The sequence below is a fragment of the Peptoclostridium litorale DSM 5388 genome (assembly GCF_900141635.1).
GTDB lineage: Bacteria > Bacillota > Clostridia > Peptostreptococcales > Peptostreptococcaceae > Peptoclostridium > Peptoclostridium litorale.
Genome location: NZ_FSRH01000009.1, coordinates 56,749 through 76,984 on the forward strand (window position 1 = coordinate 56,749; position 20,236 = coordinate 76,984).

Here is a 20,236-nt window from a genome sequence, read left to right on the forward strand (position 1 = left end):
ATAGTATATGCTCTTTAGTCCGTGCAGCTTTATTTTCTATGCAATGTTTATTCCAAAGTTTCCGCAAAGGGCTGCCAGTCCGCCTTCGAATCCGCTTCCCACAGCTGCGAATTTCCATTCAGCGCCGTGTCTGTAAAGCTCGCCCACCACAACTGCAGTCTCTATCGAAAAGTCTTCAGAAAGGTCGTATCTTACAAGCTCTTCGGAGTTTTCTTCGTTGAACACTCTTATGAACGCATTTGAAACCTGTCCGAAGTTTTGGTTCCTTGCGGCTGCTTCGTGTATTGTAACAGTGAATGCTATCTTTTGAACTTCCGCTGGAACATTGGCAAGTGCTATTTTAACCTGCTCGTCATCTCCCTCTCCTGCTCCTGTAAGGTTGTCCCCAAGGTGGACTACAGATTCCATGTCGTCTTTAAGGTTGTTGTAGAATATGAAGTCGCTGTCAGATCTCACCTTTCCGTCCTCCTTCAGCATGAATGCAGCTGCGTCAAGGTCGAAATCAGCGCCTCCGTCATATTTGTTAGTGTCCCATCCAAGTCCCACTACCACACTTTTAAGTCCTGGATTCCCCTTTGTAAGATCCACCTTTTGTCCTTTTTTCAAGCTTATAGCCATTATAATCTCTCCTTTCACTCTCTTAATTATTTTTTTCTTTATATTTAATTGCTCTTATTGACAATGTTATACTTTCGCCTCAGGAGCGGCATGAACAAAAGCAGTCTGATTTATACCTAACATGCCTTTTCTATTCCGCCTGCGGCTCTGCCTTTTGTTGTCTGAAAAACATGTTTCTCACAGTCTTTCTGGCAAGGTCAAGCGGTATTATGAGGAATGCCATGGGCACTATTACCATCCATTCGTCTATAGTAAGCCCTGCAGTCCTGAGTATGTCGCCCCCTATATAAGTCATTACCACCTGGACTATGGCTATTCCTGCGGCTACTTTGAGGAATCCCCTGTTCTTTGTGATGTTTGCGAAGAGATTCTTTTCTTCTGTTCTTGCATTGAACATGTTGAACACGTTCATGAATATGAAGAATCCAAAGAACGCAGTGAGGAAATATATGTCTTCCCTGCCGGCAGGCCCTCTTCTTATGAGTTCCTTAAACATTGGAGTCTTGAGGTAAAAGACGCTCATTCCCGCTACAAACGAGCCGTTTAAGAGTATTGAGCTCCACATGTCCTTGTTTATTATGGACTCCGTTCTGCTCTTTGGCTTTTCCCTCATGTATCTCATGAGCGCCGCCTCGCCTCCAAATGCAAGTGCTGCAAGCGTATCCATTACAAGGTTGACCCACAGCATCTGAGTCATTGAAAGCGGAAGGTCCACTCCCACAAAAGGTCCGAGGAACGCTATCATTATCGCCCCTACGTTGACAGTAAGCTGGTACACTATGAATTTTCTTATGGAATTGTATATTGTCCTTCCATACAGTATTGTCTTTGCTATTGAGTTGAAATTGTCATCGAGTATCACTATGTCGCCGGCCTCTTTGGCAACCTCTGTTCCAGATCCCATTGCAAATCCGACATCGGCCTTCTTAAGCGCCGGAGAGTCGTTGACTCCGTCCCCTGTCATTCCAACGACGTAATTCATCTCCTGGGATATCTTTACGAGCCTGCTCTTGTCGGTAGGAAGAGCCCTCGCTATCACCCTTATGTCTGGAAGTGCCTCTTTCAGCTGCTCGTCGCTCATTCTGTTTATGTCTGAAGATGTGAGCGCAATGTCTGAAGCCCTTTTGACAAGGCCCGCCTCTTTGGCTATTGCCATGGCGGTCTCCTTCTTGTCCCCGGTTATCATTACGACCTGTATTCCAGCGTCCATGGTCTCTTTTATCGCCTCAACCGACTCTTCCCTCAGGTCGTCCCTTATTCCCACTACTCCCACGAGAGTCATGTCCTCAAACAGGTTTTCCTGCAAAGTCCTCGGAGTCGTTGCAATCGCTATCATCCTTATGGACCTTTCCGCAAGATTGTCCATCCTCTTTTCAATCGATTTTATGACAGAATCCCCAAACGGCTGCTCTACTCCAGACTGGTCATAATATCTTTTGCAGTATTTCACTATGTTTTCGGGAGCGCCCTTTACAAGTGTCATTTTGTACTCTCCGTCTATTTGAGTGGCGGAGAACTTGTCCTTGCTGTTGAAAGGTATTGTCCCTATAGTCTGCACATCGTATTCTATTATCTCTGCGCTTGCAAACTCCAAAAGCGCCCTTTCAGTGGAGTTTCCGCCCAGTATCTTGCATTTTCCGTCTTCTTGTATGTTGCAAACGGCATTGGTGTTTTGGGAAAGCGAAAGGTCAGCCATTCTTCGCAGCCCTTCAGGTATGTCGTGATACGAATTGTACTGCGCGTTGTCACCCGAGTAGAATGATATCACCTGAAGCTGCCCTTTTGTTATGGTACCCGTCTTGTCGCTGTAGAGTATGTTTAATGAGCCCGCCGTCTCTATCCCGACAAGCTTTCTTACGAGTATGTTGTCGTGAAGCAGCTTTCTCATGTTGAGCGAAAGCACCATTGCTATCATCATGGGAAGTCCTTCCGGAACAGCCACGACTATTATTATTATGGCAAGTATCACGGCAGTCACTACATCGCTTGCAACCTTTGGAACATTGTCAAAATACTGCGCTATGGGTATTCCTGCAGCCAGGCTGTCTAAAACGGCCTTTTTGAACATGAACGAGAGGGCTATCATCGTTCCTCCCATGTATCCAAATCTGCTTATTCCGTCTGCAAGTGTGGAAAGCTTGACCTTAAGAGGAGAATCCCTGTCCTCCGACTGGAGTTCTTTTGCAAGCTGTCCGTAAAAGCTCTCGTCCCCTATTGTCCTGGCCTCTACAACGGCTTCTCCTTCCACAACCACTGTTCCCCTGAAAACCTTGCACTCGTCCAGAAAGTCAGCCGACTCGCCGCTGTATTCGTATCCTTCATCCAGCTGGCGCTTCGAAGCCTCCTTGCTTTCTCCATTGAGAGTTGACTGGTCGACCCCTATATGGCCTTCAATCAGTACCCCGTCGACGGGTATCTTGTCGCCCGTCTGCACCAGTATTAGGTCCCCCGCTACTATGTCATCTATCCCTATTTCCTGAAGGCTCCCATCCCTGTATACCTTGCACTTTATCTTAGATGCCTCCGCCTGGAGTTTTTGGAATGACTGCTCGTTGCTGTACTCCGAGAAAGTCCCCACAAGAGTTGCTATGACAACCGCTATGCCTATTCCAAGCGGCTCAAACCATTCCACGTGGCCCAAGAAGAAAAATACAACATCTATGAGAAGCGCCACTATAAGTATCCTTATCACAGGGTCCTCTAAATTCCCCTTGAGCTTGTCCCAAAACGTCTCCATCTCTATTTCTGTAAGGCTGTTGCTTCCATGCTCTCTTTTGGACCTTTCGACCTGCTCTGCTGAAAGGCCTTCGTGATGTATTTTAAGCATATGTAATTTTTCTCCCCTCAGTTGATTTGCCTGACTGTAAATGCCTTGGCAATCCGGTTAAACCTGAAGCCCATAAGTCCTGCACAAAGATGCAAGGCCTCCCTCGAATCCGCTTCCCACGGCGCTGAATTTCCATGATCCGTTGTGCCTGTATATCTCGCAGAATACAAGCGCCGTTTCAACTGAAAAATCCTCTGTAAGCTCGTATCTGAGCACTTCTTCTTCTGTAGCGCTGTCCACAAGCCTTGCAAATGCATTTGAAACCTGTCCGAAGTTTTGCCTTCTTTCAGGCGCCTCGTGTATTGTAACAGTTATGGCTATCTTTTCTATGGACTCCGGCACCTTTTCAAAATCTATTATTATCTGCTCATCGTCGCCTTCGCCTTCGCCGGTCCTGTTGTCACCTGTATGCATTACAGACTTGCTCGGGTGCTCAAGGTTGTTGTAGAACACAAAATCAATATCGCTATTCACTCTGCCGTTTTCACCTACCATGAATGCCGATGCGTCAAGATCGAAGTCGAATCCCCCGTCGTATCTTTTTGTGTCCCATCCAAGTCCTATTATGGCTTTTTTAAGCCCCGGATTTGATTTTGAAAGGTCTATCTTTTGGCCTTTTGAAAGTATTATTGACATTGCAAGTCCCCCTTATATTTTTATATTTGACTCAGCTGCAAACAATCCCTTTCGAATTTATGCAAATCATCTCCAGCCGCTAGTCCTCAACGTCTATTCCATATTCCCTGCAGAGAGCCTCAAGCCCTCCTTCAAAGCCATTTCCTATGAAGCTTATTCTCCACTGTCCATTTCTCCTGTACATCTCAAGCACCACTATTCCAGTCTGACTTGAAATCCCATTGCTGAAATCAAAGCTCATAATCACAGTCTTTGAATTTTTGTCTATTATGTCAACCTGCGCCTGTTCAGTTCCCGAAAAGCTTCCTCCGTCCGAGGTCAGTGTGACTGCAAGCTTTTCTATCCTTCCCGGAATACCCTGAGGGCTTATGTCCACAGTGTGGCTGTAGTAATCCTGCTGTGCCATTGCACTTACCCTGACACTCTTGCAAGGGCTAATGGGGTTGTTGTAGAATATGAATTCATCCTCGCCTGTCTTTCCCCTGTCGTCCACCATGAAAATCGATGCGTCTATTTCCACTCCTGCCGTCTTTTGAACCGTCCTGAGTCCTACAAGCATTCCATTTAGAACTTCATCCGGAACCGGAAGCTTTTGGCCCCTTTTTATGCTCTCTTTTGCTCCTTCTCCATAAGGAGATTTTGCCGTCCTTGCCTTCGCAGCTGATGGCACAGCTTTTTGAGTCTGGCCCGCGTTCAAGCTCATTGCTCCTCTTCCAGCAGGGCTTGATATGTCCCTTGCTATTTGGCTTCTTGAAAGCCTCAAGTCAATTTCTCCCGAATGGAGGAGCTTTTCTCCGTATTCAACCCTTATCTTAGAATTTTGAAAGGGCTTTATCTGCTCTTTTTTGGCAGTTTCTATATTCATGCTTTTCACCTGCCCTTTTTTAGTCTATTCCTATGTCTATTCCTCCAAATCTTTCTGAAGGCTGTATTATTACCACTTCGCCATGGCTGTTGAATTCCATGAAATACGACTCTCCCGATGTCTGTCCGAGGAATGTCTTCCAGTTTACATCCGCCCTGAAGCCCGGGTCTGGACCCGTCCAGCAAACTACAGCATCAGGATCAACAACGCAAGGCGTTTCAAGAACTATAGGGTTTCCATTTGTTGTTACAACCACTTGTGCGTTCGGCCCGTTTGCTGTGAAATTGGAAGTGAAAAGACCCTTTTGGGATACTACTCCGCTTCCTATGAACCTTACGCTGTACTTGCAGTCCGGGGTGAATGCCAGAAGGTTTTCGCTTTCCACCCCAAGGCTTTGGCCCTTGTCCAAAGTTATTATGCTCACGTGCTGAGCCCTATTAGCCATATAGTATGCGCCGTTTCCGCTGACTTTCATTATAGGAATATTTTCTCCCGAGAGCTTTCTTGCCGCAAGGTTTACAAACGACTTTAGCATGCTCTGGTTCTGGTTCGGGTCCAAAAGCACCTTTTCCGCGGTGAACTGCCCCTTGTATGCCACCATGGCTCCCGCCTTGGCGTAGAAATACCCGTCCCCTTCTGCTATGCACGAGAGTTCCTGGTGTATTTTGAAATTAAACATATCTTCCCTCCGATTAATATTTACATATTATGTATTTTCTCAATTCACAATGTCTTTCATTATATTTAACGCCTGTTCTTTATATGGATTATACATCATAATTCTTAAGTAATCCTTAATGTAAGATTAAAAATTGAACGCCGGACAGTTTGGATAGCTCCTCGAATATATTTTATACCCGTAAATATATTTGTGAAAACATGCAAACTGCGCCAACGGACTCATCAAATGCTGTTTTCAGATCTTCCTGCCACGGCAGCTGCCGCCTGGAATGGCAAACCCAATGGAATGTCTGGATTTAGACACAAATAATCCCTTCACCATCATATATGGCAAAGGGATTCTATTGGATTTCTTCAATCAACATATTCTTTCTCCTCAAAACTTTATATTTAATCTGGGCATGCACATCGCCACCCCGTTTTTCCCGAATCGTCAGTCAATTCTGCTTTCCGTAAGTTTTTTCACCTCGCGCTGCCGCTCTGATTAGCGAAAAAAACAACAGGCCCAAGCTTCCTCCTGCAATAAACGAAAGGAGCAGATGTCTTTTTTTATACATGTCTTTTAGCCTCTTCTAGCTGGATTTCTTCTGAAGTCTCCTGTTCGACTGACTTTTGTGCGAAGTCGACATATATGACCTTCCCATAGTCGCCTTTTCTTTTTTGAGGAGCCTTTTCTTGAGCTCTCCGTTTAAATTTATCAAATCTAAAAAACGTCATCCATTTCATATATACCGCCCCTTTCCAGTAAGATAAAAATAACAATTCACTTATTGTATTAATACCATGCATGCCTGTATGCGAAACAGCAAATATTCAAAATACTTCAAAAGTATTCCAAAACAAAAGGGAGGGGGCTTATGCCCACACTCCCATTTTTCTTATTTTTTCATATCTTTGATTCGAAAGTTCTTCTCCTGAAACAGCTGAAAGCTCTTTTAGCCACTTGCTTACATAATCCTTGATGTTGGCCGCCATGAAGTCGACGTCATTGTGCGCGCCCCCCATTGGCTCTGCTATTATGTCATCTATTACAAAAAGCTCCTTCAGATCCTGTGCCGTAAGCTTCATTACACCTGCCGCATCCTGTGCCTTTGACGCGTCTTTCCACAGTATGCTCGAAAGCCCCTCTGGCGATATTACCGAGTACACAGAGTGCTCAAGCATTGCTATCCTGTTTCCCACTCCAAGCGCAAGAGCTCCTCCGCTTCCGCCTTCCCCTATGACTATTGCTATCACGGGGGTCTTGAGCCTGCTCATTTCAAGAAGGTTTGTGGCTATAGCCTCTCCCTGGCCTCTTTCCTCGGCTCCAAGTCCGCAGAAAGCTCCCGGAGTATCTATGAATGTTACTATGGGCCTTTTGAATTTTTCGGCCTGCTTCATAAGCCTAAGGGCCTTTCTGTATCCTTCAGGGTGAGGCATTCCAAAGTTCCTCTTTATGTTGTCCTTTGTGTCTTTTCCCTTTTGGTGCCCTATTATCGTGACAGGCATTCCATCCATCACGCCGACTCCCCCAACTATGGCCTTGTCGTCTGAATAAAGCCTGTCTCCGTGAAGTTCTATGAAGCTGTCCATTATCCTGTCTATATACTCAAGAGTGGTAGGCCTTTCGTTAAGCCTTGCTATTTTGACCTTCTGCCAAGGAGAAAGATGAAGGTACACCTCGTCCTTCATATTTGCCACCTTGCCTGAAAGCATTTCTATCTCGCTTGAAAGGTCAACACCAGTTTGGTCAACTATGCTCTGAAGCTCTTTTATCTTTTCTTCAAGCTGCGCTATTGGTTTTTCAAAGTCAAGTCTGTTACTCATTTATATCCCCTCCCATCGAGTGGATTTTAAGAAGGCTTGAAAGCTTATCTCTCATTTCATGCCTGTGGACTATCATGTCCACGAATCCTCTCTCCTCAAGGAATTCCGCCCTTTGGAATCCCTCCGGAAGCTTTTGCCTTATCGTCTGCTCTATTACCCTAGGCCCTGCAAATCCTATAAGGGCCTTTGGCTCAGCTATTATTATGTCTCCCAGCATTGCAAATGAAGCTGTCACCCCTCCGGTAGTGGGGTCTGTCAGAACCGATATATAGAGAAGGCCTGCATCGTCAAGCTTTCCAAGCGCCGCCGAAGTCTTTGCCATTTGCATGAGCGAAAGCATCCCCTCCTGCATTCTGGCTCCGCCGGATGTTGCAAATATTATAACCGGCAAGCTCTTTTCTATGGCCTTTTCAACCGCCCTTGATATCTTTTCTCCAACTACAGATCCCATGCTTCCCATCATGAACGCCGAGTCCATAGCGCAAATTACACAGGGGCTTTTATCTATACTCGCCTCTCCTGTGACCACTGCCTCTTCAAGAGATGACTTCTCCCTCGCCTGATCGAGCTTTTCTGCGTAGCCTTCAAACTCGAGCGGGTTTACGGTTCTTATGTCCGTATCGTATTCTATGAAGCTTCCACTGTCCACTGTCATGTTTATCCTGTCTATAGCCCTCATCCTGAAATGGTGAGAGCACTGCGGACAAACTCCCTTGTTGTTTGCCACTTCGTCCTTGTTAAGCTTTGCGGAGCAGCCCTTGCAAGTCAAAAGCCCTTCCTGGGGCTCTTCCTCGACTTTTTTCTTTTCAAAGCTGTACTTTGCAGCATAGTCAAGTTCTTTGGCGCTTCTTTCCTTTTGTACAGTTATTACAGCATATCCCTTGTCCTGGGAATTTTTTTTATGAAAGAGATCCTTAAGCATCATACCACCTCGTCAATACTCTTATTTCCCGTTATTTTTGAAAAATTTCCTGTCTATAAAGCCTGTGTCTATGTTGTTGTTTTCGAAATCATCGTCTGAAATGATGTGCCTTTGGAAATCTATATTGCTTTCTATTCCCAGTATCACAGTCTCGTCAAGCACCCTCTTCATCCTGTTTATTGCCTCGTTTCTGTCCTTGCCCCACACTATGAGCTTTCCTATCATAGAGTCGTATGTCGGAGGTATCCTGTATCCGCTGTATACGTGCGAATCAACCCTCACCCCGTATCCTCCAGGGAAGTAAAAGTCTATTATAGTTCCTGGGCACGGCCTGAAGCCATTCCTCGGGTCCTCCGCGTTTATCCTACACTCTATTGAATGTCCGTTTATTATTACGTCTTCCTGAGTGAATGAAAGCTTTTCGCCTGCAGCTATCCTTATCTGTTCCTTTACTATGTCAACCCCTGTAACCATTTCAGTTACTGGATGCTCGACCTGTATCCTGGTGTTCATCTCTATGAAGAAAAACTCCATGTTCTTGTCCAGAAGGAATTCCACCGTCCCTGCGTTTATATAGCCCACGGCCTTTGCGGCGCTTACTGCTGCCTCTCCTATCTTTCTTCTGAGGTCATCCGATATCACAGCGCTCGGAGCCTCTTCAAGAACCTTTTGGTTTCTCCTTTGAAGCGAGCAGTCCCTCTCTCCAAGGTGAACAACATTGCCGTGAGAGTCAGCGATTATCTGAACCTCTATATGCCTTGGATTTTCAACAAACCTTTCAATATACATAGAAGAATCCCCAAATGCGACTGCAGATTCTCCCTGCGCAACGTTGAACTGCTTCATGAAATCCTGCATGTCCCTTGCGACTCTCATTCCTCTTCCGCCGCCGCCGCTTACGGCTTTTATCATTACCGGAAAGCCCACTTCCTGGGCCTGCTTTGCAGCCTCTTCTATGTCTGTTACACAGCCCTGCGATCCAGGCACAACAGGGACTCCGGCCTTTATCATGCTGCTTCTCGCCTGAGCCTTGTCTCCCATGCTTATTATGTGGTCTTCATTTGGCCCTATATATGTTATACCGTTTTCTTTGCACTTTTTTACAAACTGAGGGTTCTCTGAAAGAAATCCGTATCCCGGATGAATGGCGTCTGCTCCCCTTGTAAGCGCCGCGCTTATTATGCTGTCCATGCTTAAATAGCTCTTTGCAGATTGTGCAGGCCCTATGCATACAGCTTCGTCCGCAACGTGTACATGCAGTGAGTCCTTGTCTATCTCCGAATACACCGCTACAGTCTTTATGCCCATTTCCTTGCATGCCCTTATTATCCTGAGCGCTATCTCGCCTCTGTTTGCAACCAGTATTTTGCCAAACATTCTACGCCCTCCTGATTTTCATAAGAGGCTGTCCGTATTCTACTATGTCCTCGTTCTTAACAAGTATTTCGACAACTTCTCCGTTTTCTTCACTTTCTATCTCGTTCATTATCTTCATCGCTTCAACTATGCAAAGTGTGTCTCCTTTTGAAACCTTTGCTCCAACTCTTACAAAATGGTCTGCATTCGGGCTTGATGATGCATAGAATGTACCCACTATAGGAGACTTCACTATGTAGACATCCTCTGCCTCTTGTGGTTCTGCAGGCACAGTAGCGGCCTCAACCTGAATTGGCGATGCCACTGCAGGTGCTGGTGCGCTGAATACTGCGGCTCCTACAACTTCCTTGCACTTGCTTATTTTTATTTTGGAGCTTCCATCTTCCATTTCAAATTGTTGTATGCTCGTCTTGTCTATCGCCTCTATAAGCTCTTTTATATCTTTTACATTCAGCATGTTTACCTCCAAATTTAAGGGGAATTCCCCGTTTTCAATCATAATAAATATAAGTAAGAAATTAATAGTTAATTTTAGTATCTGGTACTAATACTTGAGGATATTATATCAATATTTATATTCTTTTTCAATCAAAAGCCCATTTGTATTTTTCTATAACAACTCATTTTACCATAAACATAATACATTTTAAACCTATAGCGGTCCATGACTTGCATATGTAATTCCATGCCGATGCGGCATTTTCACCTTTTTTTATAATCGTTTTTTATTTTCGCTATAATTTTCTTCTATACTGATTAACCATCCGCTCTTATGGCAATAATATTAAACATATTACAACTGCTATCATTTTTGATTATCCGAGGGGAGTGGGTTTATGAAGCTTTTGAAAAAAGCAAGTTCCAGAGAGACAATTTCCGACATTCTTGAAACCGGCGTTTTGAATAAGATAGAAACCGATAGAAAAATTCCTGCGCCATATGAAATGAAATTCTTGGATAAAAGCTATATAGACGACGTCATTTCACTTGCAAAGCTTGTTGTGTCACTTCTTGAAAGGGAAGACCTGTTCATAAAGGATTCAAAAGACTTCTTTATGGAGAATATATTCGACGGCAAAGGGCTTTTGATAGGAGTTCTTTGCGAGGGAAAACTTGTGGCGTACAGGAGCGTAAGCTTTCCGATGAATTCAGCCAGAAATTTTGGGAAAGACCATAAAAACATCCCCCAAGACGAGCTTTCGAGAGTGATGCACTTTGAAGCAACTGTGGTTCATCCCGATTTCCGCGGAAATTCGCTCCAGGAAAAGATGTCAAGATATGCCCTCGACTTCGGAAAGGCCCGCGGAATGCTCCACGTCTGCACAACCATATCCCCCTACAATTATCCAAGCATAAAAAACATAATGAATGTGGGGCTTACTGTAAGAGGACTCAAAAGGATTGACAACGAGGAGTACGAAGGGAAGCTGAGGCTTCTTCTGACAATGGATTTTCGCGATAAGCCAAAGATGCTGTATGCGGATTCAATAAACATAGACCACCGCGACATAGAAAAGCAAAAGTATCTCCTGAAAATGGGATATACAGGCTACAAGGTCCAAATAACAGATTCAGGCTTTGACATAGTATATGGAAAATAGTCATACTGTAAAAGGCCCGCGGAATAGTTCTTGTCCGAGGGCCTTTTTTGTGCTATTTTCTGCTTTTTGCCGCCTTCACAGCCTTTTCAAGCTCATCTGCCGTATGCCTTAAAGTCTTTATCCTTGCGTATTTTTTGGAATTGGACTCCACTATTGTCCACGGGGCGTATGTCGTGCTGGTTCTAAACAGCATCTCGTCCACCGCGTCCTTGTAGTTGTCCCATTTATACCTGTTCCTCCAGTCCTCCTGTGTTATCTTCCACTTCTTGTTGGGGTCGTTTTCTCTCGCATTGAACCGCTCCAGCTGCTCCTGCCTGTCTATGTGAATCCAGTATTTTATAAGCACCGCTCCAAAATTGACAAGGCTCTCTTCGAATTCCCTTATCTCCCTGTATGCCCTCTTCCACTCCCATTCGCTTGCAAACCCTTCTACCCTTTCCACCAGAACTCTTCCGTACCAGCTTCTGTCGAATATCGCAAAATGGCCTGTTTTGGGGAGTTGATTCCAAAATCTCCACATGTAGTTGTGTCTCTTTTCAATGTCATTTGGCGCTCCTATGGGTATGACCTGGTATCCCCGCGGATCGAGAGAGGCTGCCAGCCTCTTTATGTTTCCGCCCTTTCCTGCAGCATCCCATCCCTCGTAGACTATTACAACGGGTATCTTGTTCAGGTATACCTCGTTTGCAAGGCTTTTCATCCTTTTCTGAAGCTTTGCAAGCTCCTTTTTATACTCCCCGTTTTCTATTGACACTGAAAGGTCAACCTTGTCCAGCATTGATGAATTGAGATTCTTTATGCTCGGCATTGCGCTTTCAAATGTGGCTCCTTCATTCTCACCTTCTCCAATGGCGCTTGCCGCATGCTCCACTATGGCCCTTTTTCTGGATATCCTCTCTATGTTTTTTTCCATAAATTCGATAAAATGCATTAGAGTTTTGACAGTTGCAAAGCGCCCGTCCTCGCTTTCCACTATTGTCCAAGGAGCATATCCCGTGTCCGTCTCCTGTATGGCCTTTTCTATGGCCTCCTTGTACTCTTCATAGTTTTCATTCTCCACCCAATCGGATTTGGACACCCTCCACTTTGTGGACTCGTCTTTCATGAGGGATTCCATCCTTCTTGTCTGCTCCTGCTTGCTTATATGCAGGAAGAGTTTGATTATAACGAAATCGTCTTCATAAAGCTGCCTTTCAAACATGTTTATCTCCCTGTATGTACCCTCAAGCTCCTTCCCCCTTATTTCGCCCTGGGCGACATCGTCCATTATCCTCCTGTACCAGCTCCTGTCGAATATGGCCATTTCACCCCTTGCTGGTGTCTTTATCCAAAACCTCCACAAAAACGGCCTTCTTTTTTCGTCGTCGTTTTCCTCGTGCATGGAATATACTGTGAAATGTCTCGGATTCATTGGCAGTATGAGTTCGTTTATAACACTTCCCTTTCCTGATGTATCCCAGCCCTCAAAAACTACCATGACCGGAATATCCATCTCGTGTGCCTGCCTTTGAAGCTGCCCTATCCTGATTTCTATTTCCTTCATCACCTTTTTGTATTCGCTTTTGCTGAGCTTTTTCGAAAGGTCTATCTTTTCAAACATGTTCATCTCCCCTTGCCATGGATACAAATTTCGACCTAATGGTGATTTATTTATACCCATAAACACATCAATGAAAATGACAAAAAGCTGTTTCGGGCCCCTCCTATATTGTATAATAGTCTGAGAACGAGTATGCAGCAGTGCAAATCAGAAAAAACGGAAGGATTTGATTTATAAAATGGCTAAACTTGAGCTTATGGCCACTTCGGCTTTCGGCATAGAATCCGTGCTTGCGGACGAACTTAAATCTCTTGGATACAGCGATCTCACTGTCGAAAACGGAAAAGTAACTTTCGCAGCGGACGAATACGCCGTTCCAAAGGCTAACATATGGCTGAGATGTGCGGACAGGGTGTATCTGAACATGGGCAAATTCAAAGCCACTACATTTGAAGAGCTTTTCCAGCAGGTAAAAGGTCTTCCATGGGCTGAAATTCTGCCTGCAGACGCCGAGTTTCCTGTGGCTGATGCCAAATCCGTAAAATCCAAGCTTTTCAGCCTTTCAGACATACAGGCCATAACCAAAAAGGCGGTTGTCGAAAAGATGAAAGAGACTTACGGAAACCAGTGGTTCCCTGAAAACGGCGCCAAATATCCAATACACGTTTCAATACTAAAGGACAATGTTACAATTTCAATAGACACAAGCGGCACAGGCCTTCACAAGAGGGGCTACAGGGAAAGGGCCTCGGAGGCCCCTATAAAGGAAACCCTCGCTGCGGCTCTTGTGCTTCTTAGCAAATGGAAAAGTGACATAGCCCTTATAGACCCTTTCTGCGGTTCGGGAACAATACCTATAGAAGCCGCCATGATAGGCGCTAACATACCTCCAGGCCTTGGCAGAAAATTCGTTTCTGAGGGCTGGCACATAATCCCTCAAAGCTCATGGAAGGAAGTCAAGAAAAACGCCTACGAGGGCATTAATCACGATGTTGAAATGAGCATAGAAGGATACGACCTAGACCCAAGGGTTATAAAGGTTGCCATGGAAAACGCCGAAAACGCGGGTGTCGAGGATTTCATACACTTCCAGGCAAGGGACGTTAAGGATCTTAGTTCATCTAAAAAATACGGCAAGGTAATATGCAACCCGCCGTACGGTGAAAGGCTAAGTGAAAAGGACAGCGTAAAAAAGCTTTACTCTACAATGGGAGAGGCTTTTTCAAAGCTTGATACATGGTCTTATTACGTGATAACGTCAAGCGAGGAATTCGAAAAGAGCTTTGGCAAAAGGTCGAGCAAGAACAGGAAGCTTTACAACGGAAGGATAAAATGCTATTTCTACCAGTATTTCGGACCGAGGCCTCCAAGACCCCAAAAAGACATTCAGGAATAATGCGCAAAGCGTAAATATCTCTCTTTGCCAAAAAAGCCCCCAACTTTAAAAGTTGGGGGCTTTTTTAATTGAATTCTTTACAGTTCTCCTCTTTTCACCCTGTCTATAAGATCTATGACCTTTTCTTTTATCATGTCCCTGGTCACTCTGTATCCATCCAAAGGACCTCCCGACGGATCCTCAAGACCCCAGTCCTCCATATGCTCGTGTGGCAGGAACGGGCAATGCACATTGCATCCCATTGTTACAAGCACATCCACAGACTCAGGTATCTCACTCAAAAGCTTCGGCCTGTGGGCGCTCATGTCAACTCCGGCCTCTTCCATCACCTGGACTGCAAGCGGTTTTACCTCGTGGTAGTCTTCAGTTCCTGCAGAATATACTTCAAGCACGTCAGATCCAAGCTTTTTCGCCCAGCCTTCAGCCATTTGGGACCTGCATGAATTGTGAACGCATACGAATGCAACTATCTTTTTGTTTTCCATGTTATCACTCCAATACAATGCTTTTTACTTTCAATCCGCTCCTGCTATAATATCATTTTTGGCCGGCATTTACACTCCGTCTCCATTACTATACGGCAATCAAATGGCCTATTCCATTGAACAGATACCCTACAAGTATTATTCCCGTTCCCGTTATAACTACGAATGTAGATATAAGCCTTGGCTTTATCACCTTTCTAAGCAGCACCATTTCAGGAAACGAAAGCGCCGTAACAGCCATCATGAATGAAAGCGCAGTTCCTATTCCGACTCCCTTGTTCATCAGCGCCTCTGCAATCGGTATTGTTCCTAGGGCGTTCGAGTAAAGAGGAATTCCGCACACGACCCCCACAAACACTGCAAACGGGTTGTCCGGGCCTGCATACTTCGCAAGAAGAGGCGCCGGAGCCCAGCCGTGTATCGCAGCCCCTATTCCAATCCCAACCATGAGAAATATCCATATCCTAGCCACTATTTCCTTTACATTGTCAAACGCGAAACGCAGCCTCTGTGCATTGTCCATGTCGACTATTTCGCCCTTTCCTATCTGCATATTGTATACGTATTCTTCAACCTCTTTTTCCATGTGGAGCTTGTCTATTATTATTCCCCCCGCAACTCCAACTACCACACCTGCCGCCACATATGTCAGGGCTACCTTCCAGCCGAATGCCGCAAGAAGTATCGCGAATGCGGCCTCGTTTACTATTGGAGATGTTATGAGGAATGAAAACGTCACCCCTATAGGTATGCCCGCCTCCACAAATCCTATGAAAAGGGGCACTGAAGAGCACGAGCAAAACGGAGTCACTATTCCAAGAAGCGATGCCATTATGTTACCCTGTATTCCCTTGAATTTTTCAAGTATTCGCTTAGTCTTTTCAGGCGGAAAATAACTTCTCACGTATGATATCATAAATATCATTATTCCAAGAAGTATTATAATTTTTATGGTGTCGTAAATAAAAAAGTGAACGCTTGAGCCAAGTCTTGTGGACATTGAAATATCAAATGTGTTTTCAACAAGAATCCTAACCAAGCTGTCTAGCCAGTCAAACATGTCAACTCCCCCTGTCTTATCCTAATTCGTATATGAGCATACGCGCATATACTTTCCATACTCAAATAATACTCCTTTTAATACACATTGTCAATATATCCTCGATTTAAATTTGCCGTATATCTATCCAGTCAAAAAAGACACACCGTATCCGGTGTGTCTAAATAATTACATTTTAAATTAAACTGTCATAACAAGTTCGTCGAGTTTGCATCCAAGTACAGACGCAAGCACTACTACCTTTTGAAAACTAGGGTTTTTTTTGTCTCCTCTTTCCAGCTCCTCCAAATAGGATTTGGATATCGCTGTAGAATATCTGGGATTCTGGGTTATACTTTCTATGTCTCTTGCAGTGTATCCAAGATTCACTCTGAACTCCCTGATTTTGCTTCCATTAAGCATTGACACGCCCCCTTGTCAAATTAAAGCCCACAGAAAAATTTCTTTTAACAATTCATTTAACCCCAAGTCCATTATACTATATATTTAGATTTTTTTCCAGTATTTTCAGTATATTTAACCTCATTTTTACATTTTTTAATACCCAATTGAAAGACAATTAAAAGCCGCGGCAATTCGATTATCGATTTGCCGCGGCTGCAGTAGCATGCTATTTCATTACTATATAACTTGAATGTATCCCTTGTCCATGAGCTTTTTAATGTGCTCGTCTATTTTCTGATCTATGTCAACTCCGTACTCTTCTTCCAGCACAAAGCACATGGATATGGTGGTTTGTGCAACGTCAAGAAGCTCCTTTGCTATCTCGTCAAGTACTTCTTTTTGGCTCATGCTGACCTTTTCACCGTTTATACCCCTGAATTTCCCTATTGCACGTGCAAGTTCCCCCTGTTCCTCAGCAACCTTGAGCGCCGTGCTCTCGAGCGAAGGCGACAGTCCGTTCAGTTTAGGAAGGCTTATTGTCTTGAACTTAAGTTTTTTTCTCATGTTTTATTCTCCTCACTGCTATTGGCTTTTCAGACAAACCCGCAGCATTTTCGCAGCGGCATAGTTATTGCTTTCTCCATTATACCACTGCACATCAAGCGTCAAAAGCCCCGTTTTATATGCAATCAGTATGGAATACCATGTACCTGGTTAGTTTTGATTGTTTGAGTTGAATTTAATTATTTCATTGGAACTTACATTCGAAATGGTTTTCACGCTTATGTCCGCACCCTTAAGGCTTGTCTCCTCGCATATTGCGACAGTATGCATGCCGGCGCTTTTAGCCGCGTCTATACCAGACTGAGCATCTTCAAATACAATGCATTTATTCGGATCGACCTTCAGCATGCCCGCGCACTTTACAAATATTTCAGGATCCGGCTTTGAAGCCGAAACCATGTTCCCATCTACTATCACGTCAAAAAGTCCTTCAAGCCTGAGCTTCTTCACCACAATTCCGGCGTTTTTGCTTGAAGATGCAAGGGCAGTCTTCATGCCGGCGCTCCGAAGATCATGTATCAGGTCTTCAGCCCCTTTTGCAACCGCACTCATGTCTATGTCCTTTAGAAGCCTTCTGTACCATTTGTTCTTAAGCTCTGAAAGCATAAGCTTTTCGTTTTCGCACGCCCTTATACCCTTCATCTCGAGAAGAGTATCAAGCGAATCTCTCCTAGAAAGGCCCTTGAGCATCAGGTTTTCAAAAGGCGTAAGATCATATCCCATGTGGTTTGCAAGTTTTTTCCACGCCTGGTAGTGGTACTGGTCAGTATACACAACAACACCGTCAAGATCAAATATGCACGCTTTAATCATCTCTCTCCCCCATATAAACGTCCTTTAGTCATTTACTCTGTGACAATTAACACTATACTCATTATACCAGATTCATACCCATTTCCCCCGTCTATACTAGATACCCCTCAGGTTGTCTCCGAAACGCTGTTGACGCACTGCGCGGCTTGGGTATACAAGCTACAGCATAAAACCTTATGACTTGGAGGTGTCACAGTGAAAAATATCGAAATAAAAGACTGGAGCATAGAGCAAATTTCCCCGGATCTTAAAAACAACAGGTTTTATGAAAGCATAATGTCAACGGGAAATTCACACATGGGAATGCGCGGAAATCTGGAGGAGTTCTTTTCGGGAGACAGTCTGCAGGGGACCTATATAGCTGGCGTATACTATCCCGACAGGACAAAGGTCGGCTGGTGGAAAAACGGATATCCAAAATCTTACGCAAAAATTCCAAACGCCCCGAGCTTTCTTGGAATAGACATCCATATAGACGGTGCGAGGCTTGATCTTGCCAAATTGAAAATAACTGATTTCAAAAGGGTTTTAGACATGAAAAGAGGCCTTTTGACAAGATATGCAGTGGCTGAGTACGCTCCGCTAAAGAGGGTGCGCATTGAATCCTGCAGGTTTTTAAGCATGGATGACAAGGAGATTGCCTGCATAAGTCTCAGCATAACCCCATTGGACTGTGACTGCACTGTATCCGCACATATGTCTCTCGATGGCGATGTCTCAAACGAGGACTCCAACTACAGCGAATCCTTTTGGGAAGAAATTCAAAAATACGCCTTCAAAAATCAGGGGGGTTTGACTGTGAAGACAAGAAAAAGCGGCTTTTCCGTGTCAATGTCTATGCAGTGCAAAGCATATATAAACTCATCAGCAATTGAAGACGAGCTATTTTCATCAACCGAAACAAAAAAAAGTGTGATTTCAAGCTTCAATTCATTTTGCAGCAAAGGCAATACTGTTGAAATACAAAAATACGTATCAGTCCTGACAAGTCGCGACCACAGCGAAAGCTCCCTTTCAGATTTGTCTGCTTCAAAGGCGAAGCTTGCTGCATCGTTTGGGTATGACGCTCTCTTTGAAAACCACTGTGCGTTTTGGGAAGGTCTTTGGAAAAAATGCGATGTAAAAATATATGGCGACACTATACTTCAAGGCGGAGTTCGCTTTTGCATATTCAATCTCCTTCAAACTTATACAGGGCACGATCACAGGCTGAACATAGGTCCCAAGGGCTTTACGGGTGAAAAATACGGCGGGGGGACCTACTGGGATACCGAAAGCTTCTGCCTTCCATTTTATCTTCTGGCATTTGGCGAGTCCTTAAGCAAAAATCTTTTGGAGTACAGGCACTCCCACCTTCAAAAAGCTATTGAGAATTCAAAAAAATTAGGACTTGAAGGAGCGCTTTATCCCATGGTCACAATGACCGGCGATGAATGCCATAACGAGTGGGAGATAACATTTGAAGAAATACACAGAAATGCGGCCATAGCTCATGCCATATACCTGCACTCGCAGTATACGGGCGATATGGACTACATGTTCACTCGCGGAATTGATGTAATAGTCGAGGTTTGCAGATTCTGGGCCTCAAGGGTCAACTGGAGCAGCGCAAAATCAAAATATGTAATACTCGGCGTGACAGGTCCCAATGAGTACGAAAACAATGTAAACAACAATTTCTACACAAACTACATGGCATCTTGGAACATGGGCTATGCCGCGCAGGTTTTAGACGATTTGAAAAAATCGGATACCGTTCTCTACGGTTCAAAATGCGCTAGCCTTGGCATAAGTGATTTCGAAATAGAAAACTGGAGGAGTATATCCTCTAATATTTTCATTCCCATGCTTGGCGAGGAAATTTTCGAGCAAAATGAATGCTTCAAGGACAAGGATATCCGTCCATCCAGCGTTATTCCAACCGAAAATCTTCCCCTTTGGATGAACTGGTCATGGGACAGGATACTAAGGTCCTGCTTTGTAAAGCAGGCCGACGTTCTTCAGACATTTTACATGTTTCCAAGCAAGTTTTCAAAGGACGTAGTCAAAAAAAATTTCGACTTCTACGAGCCTTTGACAGTCCATGAATCTTCGCTTTCCGCTCTCGTACACTCTATAACAGCTTCAATCGCCGGATATGAAGACAAGGCGCTGTCATTTTTCATACAGGCCATATTTTTGGACCTTTACAATGTAAACCGAGACACAAAAGACGGGCTTCACATCACAAGCATGTCAGGAGCCTATACATGCATTGCCTTTGGATTTGCAGGCATTCGTATAGTAGAGGGTGTTTTGAATATGAGCCCCTTCATTCCAGATGGGATAGATGGATATGGCTTTTCTTTCAACTTTAGCGGAAGATCAATAAGCATAGAGGCTGTGGGTGAATCTGGTAAAAAGCTTTTAAAACTCGTTTTGAATTTTGGAGACCCCTTGCAATTACACGTCCACTCCGAAAAAATACTTCTCCATCCTGACAAAGAACACATAATTGAACTTAAGCCTATACCTTCCTTTGAAACACTCACTGAAAATCTGTAAACAATAAACAGGGGGCCGCGCTTAATCCGCAGACCCCCTGTTTGTTGTTTTTCATGTCGCCTATAGCTCTCTTTCCCATAAAAACAGGGGAAAGACCTGGCCCCTCCCCATTGCATT

Annotated in this window: 19 protein-coding genes; 3 read left to right on the forward strand and 16 right to left on the reverse strand. The window is 44.4% G+C overall.

Annotated features, from left to right (window positions below; all coding sequences use genetic code 11):
* Positions 1-36: 36 nt before the first annotated feature.
* The 10 genes from BUQ87_RS09445 to accB form a co-directional block, all read right to left on the reverse strand.
* A complete protein-coding gene (locus tag BUQ87_RS09445) occupies positions 37-618 on the reverse strand; it encodes a TerD family protein (protein WP_038261888.1) in 582 nt (193 codons plus the stop codon).
* A gap of 130 nt (positions 619-748) precedes the next feature.
* Positions 749-3,445 carry a calcium-translocating P-type ATPase, PMCA-type gene (locus BUQ87_RS09450; RefSeq protein ID WP_052635906.1) on the reverse strand — a complete coding sequence of 899 codons (2,697 nt, stop codon included), beginning with the start codon at positions 3,443-3,445 and terminating at the stop codon, positions 749-751.
* A 57-nt stretch (positions 3,446-3,502) separates the two neighbouring features.
* Entirely contained in the window at positions 3,503-4,081 is a 579-nt protein-coding gene (locus BUQ87_RS09455; RefSeq protein WP_038261890.1) for a TerD family protein, read from the reverse strand.
* Between the two features lie 79 nt (positions 4,082-4,160).
* Positions 4,161-4,946, reverse strand: coding sequence for a TerD family protein (locus BUQ87_RS09460; RefSeq protein WP_038261892.1), 786 nt, complete (start codon positions 4,944-4,946; stop codon positions 4,161-4,163).
* Positions 4,947-4,965: 19 nt separating this feature from the next.
* Entirely contained in the window at positions 4,966-5,625 is a 660-nt protein-coding gene (locus BUQ87_RS09465; RefSeq protein WP_038261894.1) for an AIM24 family protein, read from the reverse strand.
* A 551-nt stretch (positions 5,626-6,176) separates the two neighbouring features.
* Positions 6,177-6,353 carry a hypothetical protein gene (locus BUQ87_RS15250; RefSeq protein WP_159434311.1) on the reverse strand — a complete coding sequence of 59 codons (177 nt, stop codon included), beginning with the start codon at positions 6,351-6,353 and terminating at the stop codon, positions 6,177-6,179.
* A 129-nt stretch (positions 6,354-6,482) separates the two neighbouring features.
* Positions 6,483-7,433, reverse strand: a complete 951-nt coding sequence (locus tag BUQ87_RS09470; protein WP_038261897.1) for an acetyl-CoA carboxylase carboxyltransferase subunit alpha — start codon at positions 7,431-7,433, stop codon at positions 6,483-6,485.
* Positions 7,426-8,355 carry an acetyl-CoA carboxylase, carboxyltransferase subunit beta gene (accD, locus tag BUQ87_RS09475; protein WP_038261899.1) on the reverse strand — a complete coding sequence of 310 codons (930 nt, stop codon included), beginning with the start codon at positions 8,353-8,355 and terminating at the stop codon, positions 7,426-7,428. The genes BUQ87_RS09470 and accD overlap by 8 nt, the downstream gene beginning before the upstream one ends.
* Before the next feature lie 21 nt (positions 8,356-8,376).
* A complete protein-coding gene (locus tag BUQ87_RS09480) occupies positions 8,377-9,732 on the reverse strand; it encodes an acetyl-CoA carboxylase biotin carboxylase subunit (RefSeq protein ID WP_038261901.1) in 1,356 nt (451 codons plus the stop codon).
* A 1-nt stretch (position 9,733) separates the two neighbouring features.
* Positions 9,734-10,189 carry an acetyl-CoA carboxylase biotin carboxyl carrier protein gene (gene accB / locus BUQ87_RS09485; protein ID WP_038261903.1) on the reverse strand — a complete coding sequence of 152 codons (456 nt, stop codon included), beginning with the start codon at positions 10,187-10,189 and terminating at the stop codon, positions 9,734-9,736.
* 379 nt (positions 10,190-10,568) lie between these two features.
* On the opposite strand from accB, the gene BUQ87_RS09490 reads away from it, so the two are divergent.
* The gene (locus BUQ87_RS09490; protein ID WP_038261905.1) at positions 10,569-11,333 is read left to right on the forward strand and encodes a hypothetical protein; all 765 of its coding nucleotides are present in this window, start codon (positions 10,569-10,571) and stop codon (positions 11,331-11,333) included.
* Between the two features lie 52 nt (positions 11,334-11,385).
* On the opposite strand, the gene pap is transcribed toward BUQ87_RS09490, so the two are convergent.
* Positions 11,386-12,933 carry a polyphosphate:AMP phosphotransferase gene (gene pap, locus BUQ87_RS09495; protein ID WP_038261906.1) on the reverse strand — a complete coding sequence of 516 codons (1,548 nt, stop codon included), beginning with the start codon at positions 12,931-12,933 and terminating at the stop codon, positions 11,386-11,388.
* Between the two features lie 178 nt (positions 12,934-13,111).
* Between pap and BUQ87_RS09500 the strand changes: the two genes are divergently transcribed.
* Positions 13,112-14,269, forward strand: a complete 1,158-nt coding sequence (locus BUQ87_RS09500) for a THUMP domain-containing class I SAM-dependent RNA methyltransferase (protein WP_038261907.1) — start codon at positions 13,112-13,114, stop codon at positions 14,267-14,269.
* 77 nt (positions 14,270-14,346) lie between these two features.
* Here BUQ87_RS09500 and BUQ87_RS09505 read toward each other — a convergent pair whose 3' ends face one another.
* From BUQ87_RS09505 to pgmB, 5 genes are all read right to left on the reverse strand, one after another.
* Positions 14,347-14,754: an arsenate reductase ArsC gene (locus BUQ87_RS09505; protein WP_038261909.1), complete on the reverse strand. Its 408-nt coding sequence runs from the start codon at positions 14,752-14,754 to the stop codon at positions 14,347-14,349.
* 88 nt (positions 14,755-14,842) lie between these two features.
* A complete protein-coding gene (locus BUQ87_RS09510; RefSeq protein WP_038261911.1) occupies positions 14,843-15,814 on the reverse strand; it encodes a permease in 972 nt (323 codons plus the stop codon).
* 180 nt (positions 15,815-15,994) lie between these two features.
* Positions 15,995-16,216: a helix-turn-helix domain-containing protein gene (locus BUQ87_RS09515; RefSeq protein WP_038261913.1), complete on the reverse strand. Its 222-nt coding sequence runs from the start codon at positions 16,214-16,216 to the stop codon at positions 15,995-15,997.
* Positions 16,217-16,435: 219 nt separating this feature from the next.
* The gene (locus BUQ87_RS09520) at positions 16,436-16,762 is read right to left on the reverse strand and encodes a MazG-like family protein (protein ID WP_038261914.1); all 327 of its coding nucleotides are present in this window, start codon (positions 16,760-16,762) and stop codon (positions 16,436-16,438) included.
* A gap of 150 nt (positions 16,763-16,912) precedes the next feature.
* A complete protein-coding gene (pgmB, locus tag BUQ87_RS09525) occupies positions 16,913-17,575 on the reverse strand; it encodes a beta-phosphoglucomutase (protein WP_052635907.1) in 663 nt (220 codons plus the stop codon).
* 195 nt (positions 17,576-17,770) lie between these two features.
* On the opposite strand from pgmB, the gene BUQ87_RS09530 reads away from it, so the two are divergent.
* Positions 17,771-20,119: a family 65 glycosyl hydrolase domain-containing protein gene (locus BUQ87_RS09530; protein ID WP_052635908.1), complete on the forward strand. Its 2,349-nt coding sequence runs from the start codon at positions 17,771-17,773 to the stop codon at positions 20,117-20,119.
* Positions 20,120-20,236 lie beyond the last annotated feature (117 nt).

What these genes read in the sequence shown, in the direction of transcription:
- BUQ87_RS09445 (WP_038261888.1), bottom strand. Translation starts at nt 618, where the DNA reads ATGGCTATAAGCTTGAAAAAAGGACAAAAGGTGGATCTTACAAAGGGG.
- BUQ87_RS09450 (WP_052635906.1), bottom strand. Translation starts at nt 3,445, where the DNA reads ATGCTTAAAATACATCACGAAGGCCTTTCAGCAGAGCAGGTCGAAAGG.
- BUQ87_RS09455 (WP_038261890.1), bottom strand. Translation starts at nt 4,081, where the DNA reads ATGTCAATAATACTTTCAAAAGGCCAAAAGATAGACCTTTCAAAATCA.
- BUQ87_RS09460 (WP_038261892.1), bottom strand. Translation starts at nt 4,946, where the DNA reads ATGAATATAGAAACTGCCAAAAAAGAGCAGATAAAGCCCTTTCAAAAT.
- BUQ87_RS09465 (WP_038261894.1), bottom strand. Translation starts at nt 5,625, where the DNA reads ATGTTTAATTTCAAAATACACCAGGAACTCTCGTGCATAGCAGAAGGG.
- BUQ87_RS15250 (WP_159434311.1), bottom strand. Translation starts at nt 6,353, where the DNA reads ATGAAATGGATGACGTTTTTTAGATTTGATAAATTTAAACGGAGAGCT.
- BUQ87_RS09470 (WP_038261897.1), bottom strand. Translation starts at nt 7,433, where the DNA reads ATGAGTAACAGACTTGACTTTGAAAAACCAATAGCGCAGCTTGAAGAA.
- accD (WP_038261899.1), bottom strand. Translation starts at nt 8,355, where the DNA reads ATGCTTAAGGATCTCTTTCATAAAAAAAATTCCCAGGACAAGGGATAT.
- BUQ87_RS09480 (WP_038261901.1), bottom strand. Translation starts at nt 9,732, where the DNA reads ATGTTTGGCAAAATACTGGTTGCAAACAGAGGCGAGATAGCGCTCAGG.
- accB (WP_038261903.1), bottom strand. Translation starts at nt 10,189, where the DNA reads ATGCTGAATGTAAAAGATATAAAAGAGCTTATAGAGGCGATAGACAAG.
- BUQ87_RS09490 (WP_038261905.1), top strand. Translation starts at nt 10,569, where the DNA reads ATGAAGCTTTTGAAAAAAGCAAGTTCCAGAGAGACAATTTCCGACATT.
- pap (WP_038261906.1), bottom strand. Translation starts at nt 12,933, where the DNA reads ATGTTTGAAAAGATAGACCTTTCGAAAAAGCTCAGCAAAAGCGAATAC.
- BUQ87_RS09500 (WP_038261907.1), top strand. Translation starts at nt 13,112, where the DNA reads ATGGCTAAACTTGAGCTTATGGCCACTTCGGCTTTCGGCATAGAATCC.
- BUQ87_RS09505 (WP_038261909.1), bottom strand. Translation starts at nt 14,754, where the DNA reads ATGGAAAACAAAAAGATAGTTGCATTCGTATGCGTTCACAATTCATGC.
- BUQ87_RS09510 (WP_038261911.1), bottom strand. Translation starts at nt 15,814, where the DNA reads ATGTTTGACTGGCTAGACAGCTTGGTTAGGATTCTTGTTGAAAACACA.
- BUQ87_RS09515 (WP_038261913.1), bottom strand. Translation starts at nt 16,216, where the DNA reads ATGCTTAATGGAAGCAAAATCAGGGAGTTCAGAGTGAATCTTGGATAC.
- BUQ87_RS09520 (WP_038261914.1), bottom strand. Translation starts at nt 16,762, where the DNA reads ATGAGAAAAAAACTTAAGTTCAAGACAATAAGCCTTCCTAAACTGAAC.
- pgmB (WP_052635907.1), bottom strand. Translation starts at nt 17,575, where the DNA reads ATGATTAAAGCGTGCATATTTGATCTTGACGGTGTTGTTGTGTATACT.